Consider the following 25,488-nt stretch of genomic DNA (forward strand, 5'->3'; position numbering starts at 1 on the left):
GGAGCCACCAGCGCGGGTTGCTGGCCACGTACAGGCTGCGGCCGGTGCCGTAGACGATGTCGCCGTCGGCGGCCAGGGCGATCGGGTCGGTGCCCGTGTCCGTGAGGCCCCTGGCCAGGTCGATGGTGTGCACGGTCAGCATCGACGTGCCGGTGTAGTCGGCCGGGTGGCTCACCCGCTCGCACGGCACCGACTCCTTCCTGGCCGCGCCGGTCGCGTCCGCGATCTCGACCGTCGGCAGCCACGCCTCGGCCGGGGCCCGGCGTACCGCGTCCTGGTTCTGCTTGATCCGCTCGGCCTCCGTGGCGTCGGGGCCGGGGTCGGGGAAGGTGATGGCGGGCCGGCCGCGGGTGACGAGGCGGACCGTGGAGCCCACCATCCTGGCGTCCACGTACGAGTCGCCGGTCCTGACCGTGTTCAGCACCTTCGGTGTCCCGGCCAGGTCGACCAGCACGTACCGGGTGTCGCCGGGCGGCATGGCGTCCACGGACTTGTACATGATGTCCCCGCCGCGCAGCAGCACCAGCGCGCGGTCGCCCGACACCAGCAGGTCCCCGGGGACGCCGGGCGCGTCGCCCTCGGTCAGCTTGAGCGAGGAGGTGACCTTCCTGGTGGCCGTGTCGATGACCCGCAGGGTGCCGTCGGTGACCGTGAGGACCCGGTCGCCGTCGGTCTTGACCATGTCGGGCTCGTCCACGCCCTCCTCGTGCACGTTGGTCGTGGAGTGCTCGGGCGCGCCGGAGTACGCCTTGCTCTCCGCGGCGGCGTCCGCCCGCGCGGCCACCGGGGAAAGGGGCATGACGCCGCCGAACCCGTACGCGCCGACGTTGCGGGCCGCCCGCTCGCGCAGGCCCGCGAGCAGCTCGTCGCAGCTGTCGTAGGCCACCAGGCGGACGGCGCCGAGCGGGGACGCCGGCGGGCTCGCGCCGCCCGTCGAAGAGGTGCAGCCGGCCACCGCCGTCGCCAGCGCCACGGCGGACACGGCCGCGCGGATGGGGGTCTTCATGCCCCCATGACGGCTGCGCGCTCCGGATGGTTCACCTCCCCGGTGACCGAGGCGGGATGCCATGGGATGATCCTGGTCCTATGTCCACTCCCGGCAGCGCCAAGCGGCCCGCGACGGGCTTCGACGTGATCGTCGTCGGATCGGGGTTCGGCGGGAGCGTCGCCGCGCTCCGGCTGGCCGAGAAGGGGTACCGGGTCGGCGTGCTGGAGGCGGGCCGCCGCTTCGACGCCGCCACGCTGCCCGCCACGTCGTGGCGGCTGCGCGACTTCCTGTGGGCGCCGGGGCTCGGGCTGAAGGGCATCCAGCGCATCCACGTGCTGCGCGGCGAGCGCGGCACCCGTGTCATGGTGCTGGCCGGCGCCGGGGTCGGCGGCGGCTCCCTCGTGTACGCCAACACGCTCTACGAGCCGCTCGACCCGTTCTTCGCCGATCCCCAGTGGCCCGGCGTCACCGACTGGAAGGCCGAGCTCGCGCCCCACTACGACCAGGCCAGGCGCATGCTGGGCGCGGTCGTCAACCCGACCTTCACCCGGGCCGACGAGATCATGCGGGAGATCGCGGCGCGCATGGGAGTGGCCGAGACGTTCCGCCTGGCGCCCGTGGGTGTCTACTTCGGCGAGGACGGCGTCGACCCGTACTTCGGGGGCGCCGGCCCGGCCCGGAGCGGCTGCGTCGAATGCGGCGCCTGCATGACCGGCTGCCGGTACGGCGCGAAGAACATGCTCACCGAGAACTACCTCCACCTCGCCGAGCGGGCGGGCGCCCAGGTCTACGCCGAGTGCACGGTCACCACGGTGCGTCCCCTGCCGTCCGGCGGCTACCAGGTGATCGCCGGCAAGACCGGATCCCCGCACCGGCGCCGTACGTTCACCGCCGCGCAGGTGATCTTCGCGGCCGGCACGTACGGCACCCAGCGGCTGCTGCACAAGCTGCGCGACGACGGCACCCTGCCCCGCCTGTCGCCCCGCCTGGGCGCGCTGACCCGGACCAATTCCGAGGCCCTGGTCGGCTTCGAACGCTCCTCGGTCGGCGGCGACAAGCTCAACGCCGGCCTGGCGATCACTTCCTCCTTCCACCCGGACGCCGAGACCCACGTCGAGCCCGTCCGCTACGGCGACGGCTCCAACGCGATGGGCCTGCTGCGCACCCTGCTGGTCGACGGCGGCGGGTCGCGCCTGCGCGGGTTCGCCCGCGAGCTGGCCCGGCAGCGCCTGCGGGCGCTTCGGGTCCTGGACCTGCGCCGCTGGTCGGAGCGGAGCCTGATCGCCCTGGTCATGCAGGCCAAGGACAACGCGATCACGGTACGCCGCACCCGCTGGGGGCTGCGGGCCTCGCGCGGTCACGGCGAGCCCAACCCCACCTGGATCCCCGCCGCGCACGAGGCCGTGCGTCACGGGGCGGAGCTGATCGGCGGCACGGCCATGGGGTCGTGGCTCGACCTGTTCGACATCCCGGCCACGGCCCACTTCCTCGGCGGCTGCGCCATCGGAGACTCACCGGAGACCGGCGTGATCGACCCCTACCACCGCGTGTACGGCCACGAGGGCCTGCACGTCGTGGACGGCTCCGCCGTGTCGGCGAACCTGGGCGTGAACCCGTCGCTGACCATCACCGCGCAGGCGGAGCGGGCGATGGCGTTCTGGCCCAACGCGGGTGACCCGGACCCGCGCCCCGCTCTCGGCTCGCCGTACGTACGGCTGGCGCGGATCGTACCGCGCAGCCCCGCCGTGCCCGAGGAGGCGCCCGCCGCGCTGCGGTGACCGGTGGATATCGTGCCGCACATGGAGATTCGTTACGTGGGCGGCCCCACGGCGGTCCTGGAGATCGGCGGGGTGCGGCTGTTGACCGACCCGACGTTCGACGCGCCCGGCGACTACCCGATCGGTGACAGGGCGCTGTCCAAGACCGCGGGGCCCGCGTTCGGGCCGGACGAGGCAGGGCCGGTCGACGCCGTGCTGCTCTCGCACGACCAGCACCCCGACAACCTCGACCGCGCCGGGCGGGCGTACCTGGCGTCCGTGCCGCTGGTGCTGTCCACCCGCTCGGCGGCCGAGCGCATCGGCGAGCCGGTGCGGGCCCTGCCCGCCGGCGAGTCCGTCGAGGTCGGCGCCGTACGGGTGACCGGCGTGCCCGCCCAGCACGGGCCCGACGGCACTGAGCATCTCGTGGGCGAGGTGACCGGGTTCGTGCTCTCGGGAGAGGGCCTGCCGACGGTGTACGTGAGCGGTGACAACGCCTCCCTCGACGTCGTACGCGCGGTGGCGGCGCGGTTCGGGCCGGTGGACGTGGCCGTGCTGTTCGCGGGAGGGGCGAGGACGCCGCTGGTCGACGGCTTCCTGACGCTGACGAGCGAGGACGCGGTCACCGCCGCAGGGATCCTTCAGGCCAGGTACGTGGTGCCGCTGCACTTCGAGCACTGGGCGCACTTCACCCAGGGCAGGGACACGGTGGAGAGGTCCTTCGCCGGCTTCGGCGACCGCCTCCGGCTCCTGGCCCCCGGGGAGAGCACCCACTTGTCCTGACAAAAACCGATGTTTGGTTCTTTCGTGATGTGTCGAGAAATGGGGCAGTGCGCGGAAAACTGTTTGATCACTTCCCTCCCCCGGAGCGCCCATGGCCAGTCCCCCTGCGGTCACCCGTCAGCAATGGAAGTGGACGGCGCTCGCCGGCATGGCGTCCTACCTCGACGCGGGTTCCATCTCCGCGGTGAGCACCGGCCTGACGCTCTTCCGTGAGGAGTTCGGGCTGAGCCAGAGCATGGTCGGCCTGCTGGCCGCGCTCGGCCCGAACGCCATCGGCTGCGGCATCGGGGCCTTCGTCGGCGGCCGGCTGGGCGACAAGCTCGGCCGCAAACGCATCTACAAATGGGACCTGCTCGTCTTCGCCGCCGGCATGCTCTGCGTGGCGCTGGCGGTCAATCCGCCGATGCTGATGATCGGCACGTTCGTCGCCGGTCTCGCCGTCGGCGCCGACGTGCCGACCTCGCTCGCGCTCGTCGGTGAGCTGGCCCCGGCCAAGGCCAGGGGCAAGCTGCTCGGGCTCACGCAGATCGCCTGGGTGCTCGGCCCCTCCGTGGTGCTCCTCCTGGCGTACCTGCTCGATCCCCTCGGGCTGCTCGGGGTGCGCATCGTCTTCCTGCACCTCGTGCTCGCGGCGTTGATCACGTGGGCGATGCGCCGCGGGATGGCCGAGTCGGCCGTGTGGCGTACGGCCGCCGAGACCGCCGTCACCTCGGCCAGGCGGGTGCGCGCGCTGCTCAGCGGGCCGAACCTGCGGGCGCTCGCCTACACCGGGATCTTCTACACGTTCTGGAACCTGGCCGCCGGCACGATCGGGTCGTTCACGCCCTACCTGGTGGAGACGCTCGGCGCGGGCGGGCGGGACGTGAGCATCCTGACCACGCTGATCGGGCTGCTCTTCGGCGTGCCGACGCTGCTGGTCGTCATGCGGTTCATCGACCGCGGCACCTCCGCGCGCAAGTGGATGATGGGCATCGGCGCGGTGCTGGGGGTCGTCTCGTACGGGATGTTCCTGATCACCCCGTACGGCCTGATCGCGGCGCAGCTCAGCATCGTCCTGTGGGCCATCAGCTCCAAGCTGGCCGGCGAGCTGAGCTACAAGACCTTCAGCCAGGAGTTGTTCCCGACGATGTTGCGCGGCACCGCGCAGGGCCTCACGTTCGGCGTCTCGCGCGTCCTGCTCGGACTGTGGAGCTTCGTCGTCCCCGTCATCGCAAGTGGCGGGATCACCGGCGTCGCGACGGCGCTGACCGTGTTCGTGGCGATCTCGGGCGTGGTCGGGTTCTTCTTCATGCCGGACACCGCCGGCAGACCGCTCGAGGAGATCGAGGCGGAGCGCTCCGGCGTGCCGCCCCAGCAGCCACAGCAAAGGAGCCAGGCTTGAGCAGGCCCAACATCCTGTTGATCACCAGCGACCAGCAGCACTGGACCACCCTCGGCGTGGTCAACCCGGAGATCAGCACGCCGAACCTGGACCGGCTGGCGGCCGAGGGGACCCGGTTCACCCGGGCGTACTGCCCGAACCCCACCTGCACCCCGACGCGCGCGTCGATGATCACCGGGCAGTTCCCCAGCCAGCACGGCGCCTGGAGCCTGGGCACCAGCCTGCCCGAGTCGGCGCCGACCGTCGGCGACCGGCTCCAGGGCCTCGGCTACCGCACCGCCCTGGTGGGCAAGGCGCACTTCCAGCCGCTGGCGAGCACCGAGCGGTACCGGTCGCTGGAGGCGTACCCGCTGCTGCAGGACCTCGCGTTCTGGAAGCGCTTCCACGGCCCCTACTACGGCTTCCAGCACGTCGAGCTGGCGCGCAACCACACCAACGAGTCGCATGTCGGCCAGCACTACGCGCTGTGGATGGAGGAACGCGGCTTCACCGGGTGGCGCGAGCACTTCCTGCCGCCGACGGGGACCATGGACCCCGCCGCTGAGTTCACCTGGTCGATCCCGGAGGAGTTCCACTACAACGCCTGGATCGCCGAGCGGAGCAACCGGCTGCTCGACGAGTACGCGGCGGCGGAGGAGCCGTTCTTCCTGTGGGCGAGCTTCTTCGACCCGCACCCGCCGTATCTCGCGCCGGAGCCGTGGGACACCATGTACGACCCGGACCGGCTCGCCATCCCGGAAGCGGCGCCGGGCGAACACGATCGCAACCCGCCGCATTTCCGCATGACGCAGCTGGAGGATCCCGACTTCGGCCCGCCCGAGTCGGGCCAGATCACCCACGGCTTCCACTCGCATCGGCGTAGTGAGGCCGACCGCGGGAAGCTCGTGGCCACCTATTACGGCATGGTCAGCCTGCTCGACAAGTACGTCGGGCGCATCCTCGACCGACTGGAGGCCCTCGGCCTCGCCGACGACACGATCGTGGTGTTCACCACCGACCACGGGCACTTCTTCGGCCAGCACGGGCTGCAGGCCAAGGGGCCTTTCCACTACGAGGACCTGATCAGGGTGCCGCTCGTCGTCCGGTATCCGGGACGGGTGCCCGCGGGGCGGGTCAGCGACGCGATCCAGTCCACCGCCGACCTCACGCCCACGTTCCTCGGCTTCCTCGGCGAGCCCGTCCCCGGGTTCATGACCGGGGTGGACCAGCACGCCGTGTGGGAGGGCGTCCGGCCGGCCGCGCGGGACCACACGCTCGTGGAGTTCCACCACCAGCCGACCACGCTCAACCTCAGGACGTACGTGGACGACCGATACAAGATCACCGTCTACCAGGGCCAGGAGTACGGCGAGCTCTTCGACCTCCAGGAGGACCCGGGCGAGCTCCGCAACCTCTGGGACGCCCCCGAGCACGCCGGCCTCAGGAGCCGCCTGCTGCTGCGCTGCCTGTGGGCCGAGCTGGCGAAGGAGCCGATGTGGATGCCGCGCATCGCGATCGCGTGATCGGCTCGTGGTGAACGGCGACGGGCTGGCCCGCCCCCTCGTGCCAGGCCGGCCGGCATGATGTGGACGGAGCGGGCTCTCGGCGTGCTGGCGGCAGGCACGCCCACGCCGCTGATCGACGTCCCGGTGCGCGCGCCCGGGATCAGGCTGCTGCTGAAAGACGAGTCCAAGCACCCGACCGGCAGCCTGCGCCACCGGCACGCCAGGGCGCTCTTCCGGCAGGCGATCCTCGACGGGCTGGTCGGCGAGGGCACGACCGTGGTGGAGGCGACGGGCGGCAACGCGGCGATCGCCCAGGCGTGGTTCGCGCGCCGGCTGGGGCTGCGGTACGTCGTGGTCATGCCGGGCGGGCGCAGCGAGCAGCGGGCCCGGCCGGTCGAGTCGCTGGGCGGCGAGTGCCGGTTCGTCACGCCGCCCCTGGCGATCTACGACGCGGCCCGGCGCGTCGAGGGCCACTTCCTCGACCAGTTCGGCCGGCGACCGCGCATGACCTGGCGGACGAGCTCTTCGGCCAGGTGACCCCCGACTACGTCGTCACGGGCGCCGGCACCGGCGCGACCTCGGCCACCCTCGGTCAGTGGATCCGCACCCACGAGGTGCGGTGCCGAGTGGTGGTGGCCGATCCCGAAAATTCGGCGTATTTCCCCGGCTGGACGCTGGACGTGCCCGACTACGCCACCGGGATGCCGTCCCGGATCGAGGGCGCCGGCCGCCCGCGTGTCGAGCCCGGGTTCCGCGGCGACCTCGTCGACCTGGTGGTCCCGGTGCCCGACGCGGCGAGCGTGGCGGCGGCCCGGCGCCTCAGGGAGGTCACCGGCCTGCCGGTGGGCGGCTCCTCGGGCACCGCGCTCTGGGCGACGCTGGAGCTGATCGACCGCATGCGGGCCAGGGGAGAGACGGGCACGGTGGTGTCACTGATCGGCGACGCGGCCGACCGGCACCTCACCACGGTCCACGCCGACGCCTGGGCGACCGAACGCGGCCTCGACCCGGCCCGGCACACGAGCCGCCTGCGCGAGGTGTTCGGCCCGGTGGGCGGCTGAGCGACGCACGCGTCCCCGTCGGCGTGGCCGAGGAGGACCGCCCCGTGCGGAGGAGACGTCGAGGCGGGCGCGGCGACGTCCGCGGCCCGCGTGTCAGGTCAGGTCGTGGCTGACCCAGACGTTCGGTTCCACGTAGACGGCGTGGTCGTGCGTCACGTCGCTGTGCACAGGGGTGAGCGCGCCCGGCACCTCGATCGGGCCCGTGCGGTCGAACGGCAGGCCCGTCCACGCGCGCCACTCGTCCAGCGTGCCCGACACCGTCATCGACCGCGGCGCCACCTTGACGATCTTGCCGCCCGCCCGCACGTGCACCCGTAGCCAGGCGTCGTGCGGCAGGCCGTCCTCGCGGGTACGCCAGGCGTACTCCGCCATGGGGGTGTGCGGTTCGAGGTGCTTGCCGTTGGGGCGTACGGGGGCGACCAGCTCGCGGAATCCGAGCCCCGCGGCATGCCGTCGCATGGCGGCCAGCATTCGTCCGGACAGCCCGGTGCCGAGCAGGTCGCGGCGGACGGTGATCTCCAGCGCGGAGATCGCGTCCGGCTTGTCGCCGCGCTCGCGGGCCAGCCAACCGGAGCGGATCACCGCGTCCCACCCGTCGTCGGGCAGCTCGTCGCCCTTCACCACGTACGGCATCATGCAGGCCCGCGCGACCATCCGCCCGGGTTCGGCGTCGTCGTCGGCGACCAGCACGTAGTCGGCGTACGTCGTGGTGGCGATCGCGTAGAACAGGTCGGCCACGGGGTCGTTCAGCACGAACTCGTGCCACGTGTGGTCCATGTCCCATAACGCGGGCGCGAAGCCGGGGCGCTCGGCGAGCGTCGTGATCTGGAGGGCCATGTGGATCATCCTGCCCGCCCCCCGCCCAGAAAGAGCCGCATTTATCGGCAAATTTCGAGACTTAAAGGTCGACATCCGGTGCGCTAGCGTCGGCGGCATGACAGAACTTGACGCCAGGCTGCGAGCCATCCTCGACCTGGGCGTGGCCGAGGCGCGCGAAGGAGCGGGCAGGCACGAGTACGACGGCGAGATCCAGGACCTGTCGCCCGACGGCGTACGCGCCGGGCTGGCCCGGCTCGGCGAGGGCGACCTGCCCGCAGACCCGCACGACGCCAGGCACCTCCAGGTGTTCGAGGCGAGTCTGCGCTACGAGTACGGCGAGCTCGAACTGCACCGCAAGAACCCCCTGATCCACCTGTCCAACCTCGACCTCGCCTGCTACGACCGCGGCTACGCCCCGGCCGAGGAGCGCGCCGCGGCCAAGGCCGCCCACCTCGCCCGCTGGCCCGAGGCCGTCGACCAGGCCGTCGCCGCGCTCGACCAGGTGCCCGCCCCGGTCGCGCGGTCCCTGATCGGCGCGGTCAAGGGCCTGGCGGCCGGCGTCACCGACGAGACCGCGCTGAAGGCGCACGCCCGGTTGGTCGCGCACGTCGAGCGCGCCACGACCGAGGGCGACCCCGACGCCGCGCTCGGCGGCCAGGCGCTGGCCACGCTGATGGGCACCGCAGAGGGACTGCCTGTCGACCTCGGCAGGCTGGCCGAGCGCGCCGACGCCGAGCGCGACCGCCTCATGGGCCTGCTCGCGGAGTCCTGCGCCAAGCTGGGGGAGAAGGACCGCGCGCCGCTCGACGTCGTACGCGAGCTGGTCAAGGACCACCCCGACGCCGACGGCGTGATCGAGGCGGCCCGCGTCGGCACGGAGAAGGCCATCGCGTTCACCCGCGAGAAGGACCTGGTGCCGTACCACGACGGCGAGTGCCTGGTCGGACCCGCGCCCGAGTCGCGCCGCTGGGCGATGGCCATGATGGCGTGGAACGCGCCCGGCGAGCCGGAGGGCCCGTCGTGGTACCACGTCACGCCGCCCGACCGGTCCTGGCCGGCGCACGAGCAGGAGGAGTGGCTGGAGGTCTTCAGCCGGGCGACCCTGCCGGCGATCAACGTGCACGAGGTCGCCCCCGGCCACTTCTCGCACGCCAGGGCGCTGCGCCGGGCCCCCTCCGACGTCCGCAGGCTGCTGCAGTCGATGTCGTTCATCGAGGGCTGGGCCCACTACGCCGAGGAGCTCTGCGTCGAGGAGGGCTTCGAGGCCGGCGACCCGCGTTTCGAGATCGGCGTCTGGGTGGAGGCCCTCATCCGCGTCACCCGGCTGGCCTGCGCGATCGGTGTGCACACCGGCCAGATGACGGTCGAGGACGGCGCCCGGCGCTTCGAGTCCGACACCCACCTGGCGGGCCCGGCGGCGTTGTCGGAGGCCAGGCGGGCGTCGTTCGACCCGACCTACGGCCGCTACACCTGGGGCAAGCTGCTCATCCAGGACCTGCGCGAGCAGGCGCGCAAGGAATGGGGTGCGGAGTTCACCGTGCAGCGCTTCCACAAGGCGCTGCTCGACCTCGGCGCGCCCCCGCTGGGCCTGATCGGCGCGATCCTTTGACGTGCTTTCCGGCCTGACGGCTGGGGATTCCGGCCTGTGCCGCCGTTCACGCGACGGCACTTCCCGGGCTTCCTGCTTCGTCGGGCTGTGCCGGACTTGCGGCTGGTCTTACCGGCCCTCCACAGGCGTTCAGCCGCTCCGCCCGTCCGGCGGCCTGGCGACGACGGGGTCGAAGCCGCGCCTGACCGCGCCCTGCCCGGGCGCGGTCGAGACGCGCATCGGCGAGTCCGGCCGGCTCGTTCGCCCGGCCCACGCAGGACGAGCTCTACTCGCGCGAGGCGGCCGAGCAGGGCGTGAAGCCGTCGGAGATCGCCGACCTCGTGGTGAAGGCCATCCACGACGAACGGTTCCTTGTGCCGGCCGGCCCCCCACTCCGACCGGCTGCGCGGGCAGGCCGAGGCCCTGCCCGGCTACCAGTGACGGTCGTGCGCCAGCACCCGCACCACCGCCCCCTTGCGCGGCTTGACCAGCAGCCGTACGGAGTCGCCCGGCAGCACGTCGCGGTAGACCCCCGCGCCCACCTCGTACGCGGTGGCCTTCGCCGAGACGCCGTCGTGCAGGGCGACGTAGTAGCGGGTGCGTGAGCTCGACTCGCCGGCCGACTCGACCTTCACCCAGCGTTTGACGACGTGCCCGGCGGCCTCCAAGCGCTCCCGGGCCCGCGAGGGCGCGGCGGGCTCGATCTCGACGCCCTGCCAGCCGCTGCCCGTGAAGATCCACTCCTGCTGCGGGTTCACCGGCACCGGGCCAGGGCCGGCGACCTCCCGGCCGCGCGCGGTCAGCAGGAAACCCCGGCCGCTCACCAGCACCCCGATCCCGGCCAGCCACGACACCATCGTCGCGATCGTTCCCAACCATGAGATGCCGGACAGGCTCACGGTGGCGTACCAGGGGACGACGAGCGCGACCGCGAGCAGCAGCGGCACGATCATGGTCTGCCAGCGCCGCCGCGCCAGCCCCAGGTCGATGGCGCACTCCCGGACGAGGGGCACGAAACGCCTGTCGAGATCGGCCGCCTCCGGCATGAGCGCGATCACCGGCGCCCGCCGCGCCCCCGCCATCCGGGCGCGCACCCGTTCCAGCACCCACTGCTCGTACGGGACGAGCGGCCGCTCCGGCGGCGGCGCCAGGGAGAGACGGTCGCCCTCGATCGTCATCCAGCCGCGCGTGACGAGGTCGAACAGCGTCGTGTGGAACACGTCCTGAGGGCGCATGCCGCGTAAGAGCTCCGCCACGGGCGCGGGCACGGCGTACTCGGGTGCCTGCCGGAGGGCTCTGTCGCGACCGGACACCTTGAAGGCGGCGGCCAGTGCGGCGAACCAGAGCGCCCACGCGGTCACCGGCCAGACAAGATCCATCGTTCTGTGGTAGCACGTCAGGCCCCCGGCGGGCCAGGTGTGAGACGCGGTGCCGATAGACTGGGGCTACCGCATTTCGCCTTTGGGGAGGGTTCACGGTGTCTGAATTCGACACAGTGCTGGTCGTCGACTTCGGCGCTCAGTACGCGCAACTTATCGCCAGGCGAGTGCGTGAGTGTCACGTCTACTCCGAGATCGTCCCGTCGTCCATGACGGTCGAGGAGATGATGGCGAAGAACCCCAAGGCGATCATCCTGTCCGGGGGCCCGTCCTCCGTCTACGCCGACGGCGCTCCCGTCGTGCCGCAGGGGCTGTTCGAGACGGGCGTGCCCACGTTCGGCATCTGCTACGGCTTCCAGGCCATGGCGCAGGCGCTGGGCGGCGAGGTGGCCCGCACGGGGGTCGCCGAATACGGCGGCACCCCGCTGGAGGTGCTCGACCAGGGTGTCATCTTCACCGGCCTGCCGGCGAGCCAGACGGTCTGGATGTCCCACGGCGACAGCGTGGCCGCGGCCCCTGAGGGCTTCCTGGTGACTGCCTCGACCCGTCAGACGCCGGTCGCCGCGTTCGAGCACACCGAGCGCGGTCTCTACGGCGTGCAGTTCCACCCCGAGGTGCTCCACACCGAGCACGGCCAGACGGTGCTCAAGCGCTTCCTCGAGGTGGCCGGCTGCCGCCCGGCGTGGACGATGCTCAACATCGTCGAAGACTCCATCGAGGCCGTGCGCCGCCAGGTGGGCGACGGCCGCGCGATCTGCGCGCTGTCCGGCGGGGTCGACTCCGCGGTGGCCGCCGCGATCGTCCAGCGGGCCATCGGCGACCGGCTGACGTGCGTCTTCGTCGACCACGGCCTGCTGCGCAAGGGCGAGGCCGAGCAGGTCGAGCGCGACTTCGTGGCCGCCACGGGCGTCAAGCTGCGCGTGGTCGACGCCGAGGAGCGCTTCCTGAAGGCCCTCGCGGGCGTCTCGGACCCGGAGGAGAAGCGCAAGATCATCGGGCGCGAGTTCATCCGCGTCTTCGAGGACGAGCAGCGCGCCATCATGGCCGACGGCCCGGTGCAGTTCCTCGTCCAGGGCACGCTCTACCCCGACGTGGTCGAGTCGGGCGGCGGCACGGGCACGGCCAACATCAAGTCCCACCACAACGTCGGCGGCCTGCCGGAAGACATCGAGTTCACCCTGGTCGAGCCGCTGCGCGCGCTGTTCAAGGACGAGGTGCGCCGCGCCGGCGAAGAGCTGGGCCTGCCGCCCGCGATGGTCTGGCGTCAGCCGTTCCCCGGCCCCGGCCTCGGCATCCGCATCGTCGGCGAGGTCACCCGCGAGCGCCTGGCCATCCTGCGCGAGGCCGACGCGATCGCCCGCGAGGAGCTCTCCCGCGCCGGCCTCGACCGGCAGATCTGGCAGTGCCCGGTGGTCCTGCTCGCCGACGTCCGCTCGGTCGGGGTGCAGGGAGACGGCCGCACGTACGGTCACCCGGTGGTGCTGCGCCCGGTGACCTCGGAAGACGCGATGACCGCCGACTGGTCGCGGGTGCCGTACGACGTGCTGTCGCACATCTCGACCCGCATCACCAACGAGGTCCGCGAGGTCAACCGCGTCGTCCTCGACGTGACCAGCAAGCCGCCGGGCACCATCGAGTGGGAGTGACGGTCATCCCCAGGCATACAGGCAACGAGGATGGGAAGAGGAGGCTGGCCCTGGGCCAACTCAGACCGTAGTTGGCAATGGGACATTCAAGGTGTCGATGACTTGGGTGCTCACGTTCGCGGTCTAGAAGGGTGGCAGGGCCTGGATGCCTCATGCGAGTGACGAGAGCCGGCAGCCGCTGGTGCTGCTCGTGGAGGACGACCCGCAGGACGCGTTGATCGTCGAGGAGTTGCTGGCCGACAGCGGTTTCGCGGTGCGCCTGGAGTGGGTGCGTTCGGTCGACGCCGCCCGGCGGGCGCTGCACCGGCTGCGCCCCCAGTGCGTGCTGCTCGACCTCGGGCTGCCCGACGCGTACGAGTTCTCCGCGCTGTCCACCGTGCTGGAGGAGGCCGGCGACGCGGCCGTGGTGGTGCTCACCGGCCTGGCCGAGGAGCAGGCGGGCCTCGCGGCGGTGACCGCGGGCGCGCAGGACTACCTGGTCAAGGGCCGGGTGGAGCCCGAGTGGCTGGGCCGGTCGCTGCGTTACGCCATGCAGCGCAAGCAGGCCGAGCAGGCGGCTGTCGCGTTGCACGCCGAGCGCATGCGCGCGAAGGAGAACGCCCGCCTGGAGCGCGGCCTGCTGCCGACGCCGCTGCTGCAGAACATGCCGATCGAGGTGGCCACCCGCTACCGCGCGAGCAGGGGCTCGGCCACGCTCGGCGGCGACTTCTTCGACGTGGTGGAGTCCGACGACAAGGCCGTGCACGCGGTGATCGGCGACGTGTGCGGCCACGGCCCGGACGAGGCCGCGCTCGGCGTCTGCCTGCGCATCGCCTGGCGGGCGCTGGTGCTCAGCGGGGTGACCGGCGCGGCCCTGCTGCGCCGGCTCGAACGCATCCTCGAAGCGGAGCGTCCCGGTGGGGAGATCTTCGTGACGATGACCACACTGGTGCTGGAGCCCGACCAGCGCACGCTCAGGCTGTGGCGAGCGGGCCATCCCGGCATGCTGCTGCACGACGGCGACCAGGTCACCCTCGCCGACCCCGGCCAGAGCCTCGCGCTCGGCCTGCCGGTCGAGGCCGACTGGCACCAGGACGTGCTGGAGCTGCCCGAGGACGCCGGGATCACGTTGTACACCGACGGGCTGTTCGAGCGCCGGCTGCCCGGCGAGCCGCCGCGCTGGCTGGGCGAGGAGGGCCTGCTCGACCTCGCGCGCCGCCACGCGCACCTCGACGGCGAGGGCTTCCTCGACGCGCTGCTCGCCGACGTCGAGTCCGTCACCGCGCCCGAGGCGGCGGCCGACGACCTGGCGGTGGTCCATCTGCGCTGGAAGGCACGGTCATGAGCGAGCGGGGGTGGCGGCGGCTGACGGTGCAGGGCTGGTTCGTGGTCGTGCTCGTGGCCATCACGATTCTGATCGCGGTCTGCGCCGGGATCGGGGCCATCACGCTCGACCGTACGAACCGGCTGTCCGACCAGCTGACCACGCGGGTCTCCCCGGCCAGCATCGAGTCCGCCCAGCTGCAGAAGGCCCTGATCGACCAGGAGACCGGGGTGCGCGGGTTCCTGCTGACCGGCGATCGGTCGCTCCTGCAGCCGTACGACGACGGCGTGGCGGCCGAACGGCACAGCCGCCGGCAGCTGGCCGGCCTCGTCTCCGACCGCCCCGACCTGCTGGCCGGCCTGGACGCCATCAGCGCACGTGCCGAGGCGTGGCGCAGCGACTACGCCGGGCCCCTCACGCGGGAGCGCGCGGACGGGTCCGTGTCGTCCGGCGCGGTGGAGGAGGGCAAGCAGGCGTTCGACGAGATCCGGGCGCTGCTGGAGCGGCAGAACGACCGGCTGGCCGATCTGCGCGCGCGGGTGCAGGAGCAGCTCGACCAGGCCGAGCGCACCCGCAACCTGGCGTTCGTCGCCATGCTCGTGGTCTTCCCCGTGGCGGCGCTGGCGATGGCCGTGCTGCTGCGCCGTGCCGTCGGGCGGCCGCTCGACGAGCTGCGCACGGCCTCCCGCCACATCACCGCCGGCGACTTCGACCACGCCATCCCCGCGCGCGGCCCGGCCGACATCCGCGAGGTCGCCAGAGACGTCGACCTGATGCGGCTGAAGATCGTCGAAGCGCTGGGCGAGTCGCATCGCCGGCAGGTGCTGCTGCGCGAGCAGGCCGCCGACCTCGACGCCCAGGCGGTGGAGCTGCGCCGTTCGAACGCCGAGCTGGAGCAGTTCGCGTACGTGGCCTCCCACGACCTGCAGGAGCCGCTGCGCAAGGTCGCCACCTTCTGCCAGCTCCTGGAGAAGCGTTACGGCGAGGTTCTCGACGAACGCGGCACCCAGTACATCCGCTTCGCGGTCGACGGCGCCACCCGCATGCAGGTGCTGATCAACGACCTGCTGAGCTTCTCCCGGGTGGGCCGCGTCTACGACGACCGCTGCCCCGTCGACCTGGGCGAGACGCTGGAGAAGGTGATCGACGACCTGTCGGCCGCCGTCGAGGAGTCGGGAGCCCGCGTCGAACGCCCCGCCGAGCTGCCCAGCGTCGTCGGCGATCCCACCATGCTGGGCCTGCTCTGGCAGAACCTCGTCAGCAACGCGATCAAGTTCCGCGACCCCGGGCGCGCGCCGGTGATCCGCATCGGCTGCGAACCCGCGGAGGAGGGCTGGCTGTTCTCGGTCGAGGACAACGGCATCGGCATCGAAGCCGAGTTCGCCGACAAGGTCTTCGTCATCTTCCAGCGCCTGCACAGCCGCGAGGCCTACAGCGGCACCGGCATCGGCCTGGCGATGTGCAAGAAGATCGTGGAAAACCACGGCGGCCGGATCTGGCTCGACACCGCCTACGCCGGCGGCGCGCGCCTCTGCTTCACCCTGCCGACCGGCCCCCACCAGCCGCGGCCGCAGATCGCCGCCGCGGGCACCGATCACGAAGGAAACAGCTCATGACGACCGGGCAACCCATCGAAGTCCTGCTGGTCGAGGACGACCCCGGTGACGAGCTCATCACCCGCGAGGCGTTCGAGGACAACAAGATCCGCAACAACCTCCACGTGGTGAGAGACGGGCTGGAGGCGCTCGACTTCGTCTACCAGCGCGGCGCCCACGCCGGCGCGCCGCGGCCCGATCTCATCCTGCTCGACCTCAACCTGCCGAAGTACGACGGCCGCCAGGTGCTGGAGAAGATCAAGGGCGATCCCGACCTGCGCGCCATCCCCGTGGTCGTCCTGACGACCTCCTCGGCGGAGGAGGACATCCTGCGCAGCTACAAGCTGTTCGCGAACGCGTACGTGACCAAGCCCGTCGACCTCGACCGGTTCATGACGGTCATCCGGCAGATCGACGAGTTCTTCGTCACGGTGGTGCGCCTGCCCGGCCGCGTCGGCGCGACCGGCGGCGGGGACGCCACCGCCTGACGGGTCAGCCGTCCTGCTCCCTGCCAGGGGGCGCGCCGGGTACGGCCTCCGGGGGCACCGGCATCGGCGCGGTGTCCTCCTCCAGCGGCTCCGTGGGCTCGTCGGTCTCGTCGGCGGTCTCGGGGAGCGGCTCGGTGGGGTCGTCCTCCGGCTCGGGTTCGCTGAGCAGCGGCACGACCGGCTCCGGCTGCGCTGTCCCGGGCTGTGCCGGTGTGCCGCGCAGCCGCCGCCCGCGGGTCCGTACGAGCTCGGCGAGCAGCCGCGCCACGCTGCCGAGCAGCAGCGGCACCAGCAGCACCCCGACGAGGATCGGCGCGGCCATGTACCGGAAGTCCTGCGCCGAGATGTTGGCCAGCACCGCCAGTTGCTGCCCGGCCACCACCGCGGCCACCGCGAGCGCGTACCGGTTGCGCAGCGCCCACGCCGCCAGCGCCACGCTCACGTAACACAGGTACGCCCATGACGCCCCCCGCCACAGCGCCCAGTCGTGGCGGGGGGCGAGGGCGGAGGTCAGCCATCGGTCGGTGAGGTCGTTCAGCCCCATGGACAGCGGGCGCAGCGAGTACACCGACCGGCCGGGGAAGTCCGCCACCTTGCCAGGCCCGACGTAGGTGTCGGCGTTCGGTCGCAGCGACAACCGGTACGTCCCGCCCCCGACCGCCGCCTCGTCCTGCACGGGCCGCCACGCGATCGACCCTCGGCACAGCCGCGCGGAGACTATCGTCGCCGGGTCGCTCACCAGCAGCCGCCGCCACAGGCTCAGCAGCTCGCCGGCGCGCGCGTCGGCCTGCGTCCAGCTGAAGTCGCGCCGCCAGATCAGCGGGTTGACGGTGTAGCAGGTGCCGCCCTCCCGCCACCGCGTGAGCGGGGCCACCGACTCCATGAGCGCCCGGTCCCGGTCGGTGAACAGCTCGGGATGCTCCCGGTAGGCGACCGCGATGTCGCCGTAGGCCGTGTGGTAGACGTACGTGTTCGAGGCCGGGGTGATGCCGAAGCGCGGGAAGACCATGGTGCTGAGCACGAGGGGGAGCGCCGCGGCGAGCCCGCCGGCGACCAGCAGCCGCACGCGTGCCGTACGGACGACCGCCATCAGCCCGAGCACGGCCACGCTCGCCACCAGGAAGCCGTTGGCGCGGAACAACCCCAGCGCCGCGAGCGACGCCGCCAGCCCGAGCAGCGCCGGCCCGGTCACGGCCCGCCGCGCCGCGACGCGCGCGCACACTCCCGCGGCCGCCACCGCGCAGATCGTGAACGGCACGTCCTTCCACAACGTCACCGTGAACGCGCCCACCGGCGGGGCCAGCGGCATCAACACGGCCACCGCGGTGGTCAGCAGGCGCGGCGCGCCCAGCGCCTTCAACGACTGCGCGAGATACGTCAGCGCCCCGGCCATGGCCGTGGTCTGCAGGAACGTGACCGCCCCGAGGTCTCCCGTGCCGGTGAAGCTCAGCCACAGCAGCGCGTCGTAGACCACCGAATGGTCGCTCACCCACGGGCCGGCCACGGTGTGGCTGAGGTAGAGGACGGAGTCGCGGCTGAACAGGCCGGGGTAGAAGGCCGCCCACCAGCATCCGAGCACCGCCTGGATGATCAGGAAGGTGGCGAGGGGCGCCCTCGACCTGCTGTCACGCGCCATGAATTCCGATCCGGGGCTGACGGGAGACGTACGCGAAATATCCTCCCCCAGCGCCCGCGCGCCCGCGGGGAACGACGCGGAGGCGAGACGCGGTGGTGAGCGCGCCTTTTCGGCCCCTTGAGGCTCAGGCGCCGAGCACCGCCTGGAGGAAGTCCCGGGTGCGCTGGTGTGTCGGCTCGGTGAAGATCTGCTCGGGATCCCCCTCCTCGACGATCTGGCCCTGGTCGAACATGAGGACCCGGTCGGAGATGTCCCTGGCGAAGCGCATCTCGTGGGTGACGCACAGCAGTGTCAGGTTGCCCTGCTGGGCGATGTCGCGCAGCAGGCACTGCACGCCGGAGACGAGCTCGGGGTCGAGCGCGGAGGTGACCTCGTCGAGCAGCAGCACCTCGGGCTCCATCGCGAGCGCCCGAGCGATGGCGACCCGCTGCTGCTGGCCGCCGGACAGCCGCGACGGGTGCTCGTCCGCCTTGTCGGCCAGCTCGACCATCTCCAGCAGCTCGCGGGCCTTCGCCTCCGCCTGGTCACGCGGGACGCCGAGCGCGCGCACCGGCGCCTCGGTGATGTTGCGCAGCACGTTCATGTTCGGGAACAGGTTGAACTGCTGGAACACCATGCCGACCTTCTTGCGGACCTGGCGCAGGTGCCGTTCGTCGGCGGGCACGAGCCGGTCGCCGCGCCGCATGTGGGACAGGTACTGGCCGTCGACCTCGATGGTGCCGGAGGTGACGCGTTCGAGGGTCATCAGCAGGCGCAGGATGGTGGTCTTGCCCGACCCGCTGGGGCCGATCAGGGTGACGCGCTCGCCGGGCCTGACGTGGAAGTCCAGCTCACGCAGGACGGTCACGTCGCCGAACCGTTTGACGACCTTGTCGAACCGGATCATCCACTGCGGATCGGCTTCGGCGGGGGAGGCGTTGCCTGGCTGCGTTTCAGTGGTCAAGACGGCGCTCCATACGGCGGATGAGGATCGACGCGGGGATCGCGATGAGCAGGAAGAACAGACCGGCGATGGTGATCGGCTCCAGGTAACGGAAACGCTCGGAGCCGAGCTCGCGGGCGAGCCCCATGACGTCGACGACGGTGATCACGGACAGCTGCGGCGACTCTTTGAAGATCGCGACCAGGTAGTTGCCGAGGGCCGGCAGCGACCGGCGTACGGCCTGCGGGAGGACGACGCTCAGCCAGATCCAGTGGCGCGGCAGGTTGAGGGCGACCGCCGCCTCCCACTGGCCCTTCGGCACACCGTCGATGCCCGCCCGGTACACCTCGGCGGTGTAGCAGGCGTAGTGCACGCCGAGCCCGATGATGCCCGTCGTCAGCGCGGTCATGCTGACACCGAAGTCCGGCAGGACGTAGTAGACGACGAACAGCTGCACCAGCAGCGGCGTGCTGCGGATGAACTCGGTGACCGCGCCCACCGGGCGGCTGATGTACGCCCTGCGCGACCGGCGCAGCAACGCCAGGAACAAGCCCAGCACGAACGCGAGCACCGCGCCGCCGAGCGTCGCCTGCACGGTGACGAGCAGCCCCTGGGTGAGCAGGTCGGGCAGGATCTGCAGGGTCCAGTCCCAGTCCCAGATCATCGGGCGCCCTCCACCGCCGGCGCGGAACGGCGCCGGCGAGGCCGCTCACGGCCCACCAACCGCCCCGCCCGCCCCTCGACGAACCTCATCAGCAACGTGATCAGGTACGAGAACAGGAAGTAGATCACCAGCATCAGCGCGAAGACGATCAGCTGGTCGCTGCCCGAGTTGACCAGCAGCCGGCCTTGGTAGGCGAGGTCGGCCACGGTGATGACGGACAGCAGCGACGTCGTCTTGAGCAGCTCGATGAGCAGGTTGTTCATCGGCGGCACCATGGCGACGAACGCCTGCGGCAGGATGACGTGGCGCATCCGCTGGTACGGCGTGAAGTTGAGCGCGATGGCGGCCTCCCGCTGGGCGGGGGGAACCGCCTGCACCGCGCCGCGCACCACTTCCGAGCCGTAGGCGCCCAGGTTGAGCCCCAGTGCCAGGATGCCGGCGGCGACCTTGTCGAACTGGTAGCCCGTGAGGATGGGCATCGCGTAGAAGAGCCAGAACAGCTGCACCAGGACCGACGTGCCGCGGAAGAACTCCATGTACACGCGGGCGACGCCGCGCACGCTCCGCAGGCGCGAGCTCGCCATCAGCCCCACCACGAGGGCGATGGCGATGGCGAGCACGGAGCCGCCGAGCGTGCTCTGCAGTGTGACGACGGCGCCTCTGCACAGGAACGGCATCGCCTCGCCGAGGGTGCCGGGCAGCTCGGCGCTGCACGGGTTGATGGTCGTCATGCTCGCGTCAGGAGGCCGCGCAGAGCTGCTCTGCGGTGAGCGTGGCCGCCTTCTCGACCTCGGTCGCGGTGAACCCGAACTTCTCGATGAGCGGCAGCACGCCGTTCGCGTCCTGCAGCTTCTTCAGCTCGGCGTTGAACGCGTCCCGCAGGGCGGTGTCCTGCTTGCGGAAGCCGAACCCGCCGGCGCCGACCTGCTCCTCGCCGTCGACGACCGGCACGAACGACTCGGTCACCTCCAGCGGCTCGTCGGCGTACTGCTGCTGGAGCGTCCAGCGCAGCGACACGGCGGTCAGCGCGATCGCGTCCACCCGTCCGGCGAGGATGCCCTTGAAGGCGGCGTTCTGGTTGGGGAAGACCTGGATCCGGTCGCCGGGGACGCCGGCGGCCTCCGCGTAGCCCTTCTCGACGGCGCCTTCGAGCACGCCGACCGTGGCGTCGCCCTGCGCGACGTCCTCGAACTTCGTGAGCTTCTTGGGGTTGCCCTTGGTCACCAGAAGGGCGTTCGAGGTGGCGTAGTCGGGGTTGGAGAAGGCGATCTCCGCGCACCGCTCGGGGGTGATGGACATGCCGGCGGCGATGAAGTCGTACTGCCTCGACTGCAGACCGGGGATCAGGGAGCCGAAGGAGTCGACGATCTGGCCCTCCATGGTGTCCACGCCGAGCGACTTGAAGATCGCGCGGGCCACCTCGATGGCCTCGCCGGTCAGCTCGCCGCCGCTGTCGCGGTAGCCGTACGGCTGCTCGTTCGCGATGCCGACCTTGATCGTGCCGGCCGCCCTGAGAGCGGCGAGGGGGTCACCGCTCTGCGTGGCACCCGCGTCCTCGACCCGGCTACAGCCGGCGAGCAGGGCGGGGGCGCCGACGATGGCCGCCGCGGTCAGTCCTGAGTTCCTGAAGAAATCCCGACGCGTCCAGCGGTTGGCCGTCACGCTTTGCTCCCGTTCGTGCCGATATCGTCATTGAGCTCATCAGAGCGCTCCAAAGAGACGGGGGTGTCTCCCGTCATCCGGCTCTCTGGGCGAGATGAGCAGGCCAGGCGGGGGTGCCGTGGCCTCGCGTCACGCTTCGCCGCTCCGGCTTCGCTCCCGGGGGATCAGGGTGCGGATCGTCGGCCGGCGATGCGGTTCGCCAACGTGTGTCCCGAACCTAGCGAACCCGTCAGGGTGCCTTCTTCGACAGAGTTTCGGCTGCGATGTTTGAGGGCCCGGTAAGCGGGGGTAGGGCATCGCGTTCGTCCGTTTTCGAGGCTTCTGAACCGTGTCGGCCGCGGGCGCCGCGCGGCTCGATCGCCTGCTGAGCAGGCGATACGCCGCTCACAGCGAGGGATCTTCCTGCGTTGGAGGAGCATTTCGGGGATGTCACGGGAATATCTCGACGTGATAACGGCTGATCCGTTATGACCAAGTTTTACGTGATGTGGATCACAGGGTATTGATGTCATCCTGTGACCCTGATGATCTGACGCGCCGGGCAGCTGAGTCGTTTGCCTCGTTCGAGGTGATGTGCGTCACCGTGGAAACGCCGACGGCGGCCCGGGACGGTCACCCGTCCAGAACCGCCGTCGAAGGATCGGTCTAGAAGTAGCTCGTCCCGGCCTTCAGGCCCTTGGCGCGCATCAGCGTCGGCACGGTCACCAGGTGGTAGCCCTGCTTCTTGAGCTCCTTGAGGATCTCGGGCATGACCTTCACCGTCTGCGGCACGACGTCGTGCATGAGGATCACGCCGTCACGCTGGGCCAGCTTGAGCACGACGGCCTTGATCTTCTTGGTGTCGCGCAGGCTCCAGTCGAGCGTGGTGCCCGTCCAGAGGATCTCCGCCAGCTCCGCCTGGTAGGCCACGCGCAGCACGCGCTCGTCGGTCTGCCCGTAGGGCGGGCGGTACATCTTCGGCCGCAGGCCCGTCGCCTTCTCGATCACCTCTTGGTTGACCTTGAGCTCGTCGAGGATCTCGTAGTCGAGCAGCGCGGGCAGGGCGGCGTGGGAGTAGGTGTGGTTGCCGATCGCGTGGCCCTGGGCCAGGATCTCCTTGGCCACCTTCGGGCTCTTCTCCACCCGCTCGCCGACCAGGAAGAACGTCGCCTTGGCGCCGGCCTTCCTGAGCGTCTTGAGCAGGGCGGGGGTGTACTCTCCCGGCCCGTCGTCGAAGGTCAGGGCCAGGCATTTCACCCGGCTGCAGTCGACGGACCTCGGCGCGTTCACGGTCGCCTGGGCAGGGAGGGACGTCAGGGCCAGCGAGGCCGCCAGAAGAGCATGAATCACCACGGGCAGCAGCCTAGAGCCAACATCATCCGCCCGAAGGCCCCCGAACATTTCGGTATGGGCACATCACCGGGCGAGCCTGGCCTTGAGGAACAACGTCACCCCCTTGAGCGAGGTCACCGGGAGATAGCGCTCCGCGCGGACGATCGCCGACAGACCGGCGTTGACCACGAGAGACGTCCTCTGCAGGTCGCTGCCCCGGGAGCGGCGCCGGCGCAGGGCCACGACAGGCCGCAGCAGCACGTTCCAGCTCCACACCCGTTCCACCCGCAGCCCGGCCTGCTCCACCACGACGGTCAGCGACTCACGGGCGTAGCGGCGTACGTGGCCGACGGCGTCGTCGTGGGCCGACCACAGCGCCATGTCGCACGGCACGGCGATCAGCGCGTGCCCGCCGGGCGCGAGCACGCGGGCGATCTCCGCGGTGACCAGGTCGTCCTCGCGGATGTGCTCCAGCACGTCGAACGCGGTCACCAGGTCCACGCTCCCCGGCTCGAACGGCAGCGCTCGCGCGTCGGCGCGCACGGCCCTCAGGCCGCGCTCCCTCGCCACCTCGACCGCGCTCTCGCAGTAGTCGGTCGCCGTGGCGTCCCAGCCCTCCTCGACCAGGACCCGGGTGTTGCCGCCGCCCGCGGCGCCGATGTCCAGCGCCCGCCCGGGACGGCCCAGCCGGCGCAGCTCCCTGCGCAGGACAGCCCGGCGCTCGCGGTACCACCAGTGGGTGTCCTCCAGCGCGACCAGGCGGCGGATCTCAGAGCTGTCCATCGGATCATTTCCTCGCACGAGCGGAGCGGAGCAGGGCGATGAGGCAGTACGCGGCGGCCACCGCGCCGATCTCCGCCGTCCGGCGGGCGTCCGGCGGCATCCAGAGCAGCGCCGCCGTGGTCAGCAGCGCGAAGAGCACCGCGGCGCGGACCCCCGAGAGCAGGCCCGCGGCGGCGAACGACGTGAGCCGCGCCGCCGCTGCCGCCCGCGGCCGGGCGAGCACCGCGTCGGGGTGCGTGGGGCGCGGCTCCGGGCGCGTCACGGCCACGCGGGCCCGCCCCGTGGCCATCGACCAGGCGACCCTGGCCAGCCCCTTCAGGTCGTCGAGCGCCGTCCTGACGATGCGGACGCGGGAGTCGGCGTCCTCGATCCAGTCGACCGGCACCTCGTGCACGCGCAGCCCGTTGTGCTCGGCCAGCAGCAGCAGCTCGGTGTCGAAGAACCAGGCGTCGTCCTCGACCTTGTCCATCAGCGGCCTGACCACGTCGGTCCTGGCTGCCTTGAACCCGCACTGGGCGTCGCTGAAACGTACGCCGAAGCCGTGCCTGAGCAGGACGTTGTAGGCGCGGGAGACGATCTCGCGGCGCAGCGAGCGGCGGGTGCGCGCGCCGTGCGCCAGCCGGGTGCCGATGGCGAGCTCGGAGTGGCCGCTCGCCACCGAGGCGACCAGCGGGAGCAGGGCGCCGAGATCGGTGGACAGGTCGACGTCCATGTACGCCACGATGTCGGCCGGGCTCTCGCGCCAGGCGGCCCGCAGGGCGGCGCCCCGGCCGCGGACGTCCAGACGGCGGGCGTGGACGTGCTCGTACTCCCTGGCCAGCGTGGCGGCGACCGGCCAGGTGGCGTCGGTGCTGCCGTTGTCCACGATCGTGACCCGCCACGGCAGCGGGAACCCGTCGAGGAACGCCGTCAGCGTCCTGACGCAGCCCGGCAGCGCGCGTTCCTCGTTGAGGACGGGAATGACGATGTCCACGCCGGCCAGGCGGGCGGCGGGGGCGCGGACGCGGGGTCTCGGTTTCGTGGCGGCACGCGTGTCCATAGACTCCCCTGGCTGCTCGTGGGTCCAGGGAAAATCGTGGTGGGGGCGTCCAGCGCGGCGCGGGCGATTTCCCGGCATCATTCCCTGATGCGTGCCGAGCCTTTACCTAACGGCCGAGCGTCCGAGGGCCGGGTTTCTGAGCGGCGAGTGTCTGCGGGTCGAGTTTCGCAGGGGCGAGTTCGTAGACGGACGAGGTCGCGTTGCGAAACCGAAGCCGGGCGACTTTCTCCAGCTGCGGATTCATCCCAGTAAAGAGCCATTTCACGCCGTATTTCGTGGTGAGATGCCGGACGTTCTCCGCCGTCGGCGCCCGGAACACCGCGTCGTTCGCCGCCAGCCGCGCCGAATCCGCGTACGGCAGCGTGAGGTAGGGCGTCACGAACAGCCCGGCGCGCGACAACGTGCTCTCGGCGTACGCCCAGCCCTCGACCAGCACGCGTCGCTCGGTGAACGCCGACACCCAGTAGTGCCTGCTGTCGCACGCCACCCAGCGGGGGTGCAGGCAGTGCAGGTCCGTGGCCACCACGTCGCCGGGCGCGGAGTGGTCGCGCAACCACCGCCCGGCCGCCAGGGCGCCCTTGGGGATCAGCCGCTCGCGTTCGTCCTCTTCGAGCGGCAGCACGTGCCCGACCACCGTCACGGCCGAGGACGGCACGGCGTACCCGGCTAGCAGCGCGGCCAGCCCCGCCGCGCACACGCGCCGCCACACCAGCGCCACCCCCGCGACCAGCGCCAGCACCGCGTACGGCGCCGCCACCCGCACCAGCGCCCCACCGGGGAACTCCGGCCCCGACACGGCCAGGGCCGCGCACGCCCCGAAGCCCGCCGCCAGTGCGGCGCGCGCCCACGACACCCGCGCCGCCGCCAGCACGCCGCACACGGCCGCCACCGACAGGTACGGCCGCGCCCCTTCGAGGAAGTAGAGCTGCGAGGCCGCCGGATGCCCGAGCAGCACGGCCGCCCCGATCCCGGCCGCGCCGACGCCGAGCACCAGCAGCATCGGCGGCTCCAGCGCCCGCCGGCCTAGCCCCGCCGCCCCGCCCCACACGCAGGCCAGGCAGAACAGGTGCGCTCCTGCCAGCACCACGAGCGACGTGAGCGGCACCTCGGTCCCTACGCCCGAAACCGCTCCCCACACGTCGCGCATCGTCGCGAGCGGCGCGAAAGCCGTGCCCTGCGACCCGCGCCCGAACAGCACG

General features: G+C 71.6%; 23 protein-coding genes. 11 read left to right on the forward strand and 12 right to left on the reverse strand.

Translation table 11 applies throughout. The features are described from left to right. The coding region (locus E1286_RS31270; RefSeq protein WP_187368247.1) for a beta-propeller domain-containing protein at positions 1 to 1,006 on the reverse strand (1,006 nt) is incomplete at its 3' end. 80 nt (positions 1,007 to 1,086) lie between these two features. Here E1286_RS31270 and E1286_RS31275 point away from each other — a divergent pair. The 6 genes from E1286_RS31275 (at position 1,087) to E1286_RS51475 (ending at position 7,454) form a co-directional block, all read left to right on the forward strand. Beyond that, positions 1,087 to 2,766 carry an FAD-dependent oxidoreductase gene (locus E1286_RS31275; protein WP_132618147.1) on the forward strand — a complete coding sequence of 560 codons (1,680 nt, stop codon included), beginning with the start codon at positions 1,087 to 1,089 and terminating at the stop codon, positions 2,764 to 2,766. A gap of 21 nt (positions 2,767 to 2,787) precedes the next feature. Continuing rightward, positions 2,788 to 3,528, forward strand: a complete 741-nt coding sequence (locus E1286_RS31280) for an MBL fold metallo-hydrolase (RefSeq protein ID WP_132618148.1) — start codon at positions 2,788 to 2,790, stop codon at positions 3,526 to 3,528. A 91-nt stretch (positions 3,529 to 3,619) separates the two neighbouring features. Further along, entirely contained in the window at positions 3,620 to 4,909 is a 1,290-nt protein-coding gene (locus E1286_RS31285; RefSeq protein WP_223190579.1) for an MFS transporter, read from the forward strand. Continuing rightward, on the forward strand, positions 4,906 to 6,411 hold the full coding sequence (locus E1286_RS31290; RefSeq protein WP_132618149.1) for a sulfatase family protein: 1,506 nt from the start codon (positions 4,906 to 4,908) through the stop codon (positions 6,409 to 6,411). Before E1286_RS31285 ends, E1286_RS31290 begins: the two co-directional genes overlap by 4 nt. 57 nt (positions 6,412 to 6,468) lie before the next feature. Next, the gene (locus E1286_RS51470) at positions 6,469 to 6,930 is read left to right on the forward strand and encodes a pyridoxal-phosphate dependent enzyme (RefSeq protein ID WP_281282789.1); all 462 of its coding nucleotides are present in this window, start codon (positions 6,469 to 6,471) and stop codon (positions 6,928 to 6,930) included. After that, entirely contained in the window at positions 6,927 to 7,454 is a 528-nt protein-coding gene (locus E1286_RS51475; RefSeq protein WP_281282790.1) for a pyridoxal-phosphate dependent enzyme, read from the forward strand. The genes E1286_RS51470 and E1286_RS51475 overlap by 4 nt, the downstream gene beginning before the upstream one ends. A 93-nt stretch (positions 7,455 to 7,547) precedes the next feature. Here E1286_RS51475 and E1286_RS31300 read toward each other — a convergent pair whose 3' ends face one another. Continuing rightward, positions 7,548 to 8,291, reverse strand: coding sequence for an N-acetyltransferase (locus E1286_RS31300; RefSeq protein ID WP_165969998.1), 744 nt, complete (start codon positions 8,289 to 8,291; stop codon positions 7,548 to 7,550). Positions 8,292 to 8,388: 97 nt separating this feature from the next. On the opposite strand from E1286_RS31300, the gene E1286_RS31305 reads away from it, so the two are divergent. After that, the gene (locus E1286_RS31305; protein WP_132618151.1) at positions 8,389 to 9,882 is read left to right on the forward strand and encodes a DUF885 family protein; all 1,494 of its coding nucleotides are present in this window, start codon (positions 8,389 to 8,391) and stop codon (positions 9,880 to 9,882) included. A 410-nt stretch (positions 9,883 to 10,292) separates the two neighbouring features. Here the strand turns inward: E1286_RS31305 and E1286_RS31315 are convergent, their stop codons facing one another. After that, positions 10,293 to 11,240, reverse strand: a complete 948-nt coding sequence (locus E1286_RS31315) for a DUF2207 domain-containing protein (RefSeq protein ID WP_132618153.1) — start codon at positions 11,238 to 11,240, stop codon at positions 10,293 to 10,295. Between the two features lie 98 nt (positions 11,241 to 11,338). Between E1286_RS31315 and guaA the strand changes: the two genes are divergently transcribed. From guaA to E1286_RS31335, 4 genes are all read left to right on the forward strand, one after another. Next, positions 11,339 to 12,886, forward strand: a complete 1,548-nt coding sequence (gene guaA / locus E1286_RS31320; RefSeq protein ID WP_132618154.1) for a glutamine-hydrolyzing GMP synthase — start codon at positions 11,339 to 11,341, stop codon at positions 12,884 to 12,886. Positions 12,887 to 13,031: 145 nt separating this feature from the next. Beyond that, positions 13,032 to 14,210 carry a PP2C family protein-serine/threonine phosphatase gene (locus E1286_RS31325; RefSeq protein ID WP_132618155.1) on the forward strand — a complete coding sequence of 393 codons (1,179 nt, stop codon included), beginning with the start codon at positions 13,032 to 13,034 and terminating at the stop codon, positions 14,208 to 14,210. Continuing rightward, on the forward strand, positions 14,207 to 15,805 hold the full coding sequence (locus E1286_RS31330; RefSeq protein WP_132618156.1) for a sensor histidine kinase: 1,599 nt from the start codon (positions 14,207 to 14,209) through the stop codon (positions 15,803 to 15,805). Before E1286_RS31325 ends, E1286_RS31330 begins: the two co-directional genes overlap by 4 nt. Then, positions 15,802 to 16,272 (forward strand): response regulator, encoded by a 471-nt coding sequence (locus E1286_RS31335; protein WP_132618157.1) that lies wholly within the window; start codon positions 15,802 to 15,804, stop codon positions 16,270 to 16,272. Before E1286_RS31330 ends, E1286_RS31335 begins: the two co-directional genes overlap by 4 nt. A 4-nt stretch (positions 16,273 to 16,276) precedes the next feature. Here the strand turns inward: E1286_RS31335 and E1286_RS31340 are convergent, their stop codons facing one another. The 9 genes from E1286_RS31340 to E1286_RS31380 all read right to left on the reverse strand — a co-directional run. Beyond that, a complete protein-coding gene (locus E1286_RS31340; RefSeq protein ID WP_132618158.1) occupies positions 16,277 to 17,908 on the reverse strand; it encodes a hypothetical protein in 1,632 nt (543 codons plus the stop codon). A gap of 124 nt (positions 17,909 to 18,032) precedes the next feature. After that, on the reverse strand, positions 18,033 to 18,794 hold the full coding sequence (gene ehuA / locus E1286_RS31345; protein WP_132618166.1) for an ectoine/hydroxyectoine ABC transporter ATP-binding protein EhuA: 762 nt from the start codon (positions 18,792 to 18,794) through the stop codon (positions 18,033 to 18,035). A gap of 46 nt (positions 18,795 to 18,840) precedes the next feature. Next, the gene (ehuD, locus tag E1286_RS31350; RefSeq protein WP_132618159.1) at positions 18,841 to 19,494 is read right to left on the reverse strand and encodes an ectoine/hydroxyectoine ABC transporter permease subunit EhuD; all 654 of its coding nucleotides are present in this window, start codon (positions 19,492 to 19,494) and stop codon (positions 18,841 to 18,843) included. Beyond that, positions 19,491 to 20,225 (reverse strand): ectoine/hydroxyectoine ABC transporter permease subunit EhuC, encoded by a 735-nt coding sequence (gene ehuC / locus E1286_RS31355; RefSeq protein ID WP_246075380.1) that lies wholly within the window; start codon positions 20,223 to 20,225, stop codon positions 19,491 to 19,493. The genes ehuD and ehuC overlap by 4 nt, the downstream gene beginning before the upstream one ends. Positions 20,226 to 20,232: 7 nt before the next feature. Next, entirely contained in the window at positions 20,233 to 21,156 is a 924-nt protein-coding gene (gene ehuB, locus E1286_RS31360; RefSeq protein WP_132618160.1) for an ectoine/hydroxyectoine ABC transporter substrate-binding protein EhuB, read from the reverse strand. Positions 21,157 to 21,801: 645 nt separating this feature from the next. After that, positions 21,802 to 22,488 (reverse strand): polysaccharide deacetylase family protein, encoded by a 687-nt coding sequence (locus E1286_RS31365; protein WP_223190580.1) that lies wholly within the window; start codon positions 22,486 to 22,488, stop codon positions 21,802 to 21,804. A gap of 63 nt (positions 22,489 to 22,551) precedes the next feature. Beyond that, the gene (locus tag E1286_RS31370) at positions 22,552 to 23,250 is read right to left on the reverse strand and encodes a class I SAM-dependent methyltransferase (RefSeq protein ID WP_132618162.1); all 699 of its coding nucleotides are present in this window, start codon (positions 23,248 to 23,250) and stop codon (positions 22,552 to 22,554) included. A 4-nt stretch (positions 23,251 to 23,254) separates the two neighbouring features. After that, complete coding sequence (locus tag E1286_RS31375; RefSeq protein WP_132618163.1) at positions 23,255 to 24,289, reverse strand: glycosyltransferase; 1,035 nt, start codon at positions 24,287 to 24,289, stop codon at positions 23,255 to 23,257. Between the two features lie 106 nt (positions 24,290 to 24,395). Continuing rightward, on the reverse strand, positions 24,396 to 25,488 hold a 1,093-nt coding region (locus E1286_RS31380; RefSeq protein WP_223190581.1), incomplete at its 5' end, for a hypothetical protein.

The organism is Nonomuraea terrae (assembly GCF_004348995.1).
GTDB lineage: Bacteria > Actinomycetota > Actinomycetes > Streptosporangiales > Streptosporangiaceae > Nonomuraea > Nonomuraea terrae.

What these genes read in the sequence shown, in the direction of transcription:
- E1286_RS31275 (WP_132618147.1), top strand. Translation starts at nt 1,087, where the DNA reads ATGTCCACTCCCGGCAGCGCCAAGCGGCCCGCGACGGGCTTCGACGTG.
- E1286_RS31280 (WP_132618148.1), top strand. Translation starts at nt 2,788, where the DNA reads ATGGAGATTCGTTACGTGGGCGGCCCCACGGCGGTCCTGGAGATCGGC.
- E1286_RS31285 (WP_223190579.1), top strand. Translation starts at nt 3,620, where the DNA reads ATGGCCAGTCCCCCTGCGGTCACCCGTCAGCAATGGAAGTGGACGGCG.
- E1286_RS51470 (WP_281282789.1), top strand. Translation starts at nt 6,469, where the DNA reads ATGATGTGGACGGAGCGGGCTCTCGGCGTGCTGGCGGCAGGCACGCCC.
- E1286_RS31300 (WP_165969998.1), bottom strand. Translation starts at nt 8,291, where the DNA reads ATGGCCCTCCAGATCACGACGCTCGCCGAGCGCCCCGGCTTCGCGCCC.
- E1286_RS31305 (WP_132618151.1), top strand. Translation starts at nt 8,389, where the DNA reads ATGACAGAACTTGACGCCAGGCTGCGAGCCATCCTCGACCTGGGCGTG.
- E1286_RS31315 (WP_132618153.1), bottom strand. Translation starts at nt 11,240, where the DNA reads ATGGATCTTGTCTGGCCGGTGACCGCGTGGGCGCTCTGGTTCGCCGCA.
- E1286_RS31325 (WP_132618155.1), top strand. Translation starts at nt 13,032, where the DNA reads ATGCCTCATGCGAGTGACGAGAGCCGGCAGCCGCTGGTGCTGCTCGTG.
- E1286_RS31330 (WP_132618156.1), top strand. Translation starts at nt 14,207, where the DNA reads ATGAGCGAGCGGGGGTGGCGGCGGCTGACGGTGCAGGGCTGGTTCGTG.
- E1286_RS31335 (WP_132618157.1), top strand. Translation starts at nt 15,802, where the DNA reads ATGACGACCGGGCAACCCATCGAAGTCCTGCTGGTCGAGGACGACCCC.
- E1286_RS31340 (WP_132618158.1), bottom strand. Translation starts at nt 17,908, where the DNA reads ATGGCGCGTGACAGCAGGTCGAGGGCGCCCCTCGCCACCTTCCTGATC.
- ehuA (WP_132618166.1), bottom strand. Translation starts at nt 18,794, where the DNA reads ATGATCCGGTTCGACAAGGTCGTCAAACGGTTCGGCGACGTGACCGTC.
- ehuD (WP_132618159.1), bottom strand. Translation starts at nt 19,494, where the DNA reads ATGATCTGGGACTGGGACTGGACCCTGCAGATCCTGCCCGACCTGCTC.
- ehuC (WP_246075380.1), bottom strand. Translation starts at nt 20,225, where the DNA reads ATGACGACCATCAACCCGTGCAGCGCCGAGCTGCCCGGCACCCTCGGC.
- E1286_RS31370 (WP_132618162.1), bottom strand. Translation starts at nt 23,250, where the DNA reads ATGGACAGCTCTGAGATCCGCCGCCTGGTCGCGCTGGAGGACACCCAC.
- E1286_RS31375 (WP_132618163.1), bottom strand. Translation starts at nt 24,289, where the DNA reads ATGGACACGCGTGCCGCCACGAAACCGAGACCCCGCGTCCGCGCCCCC.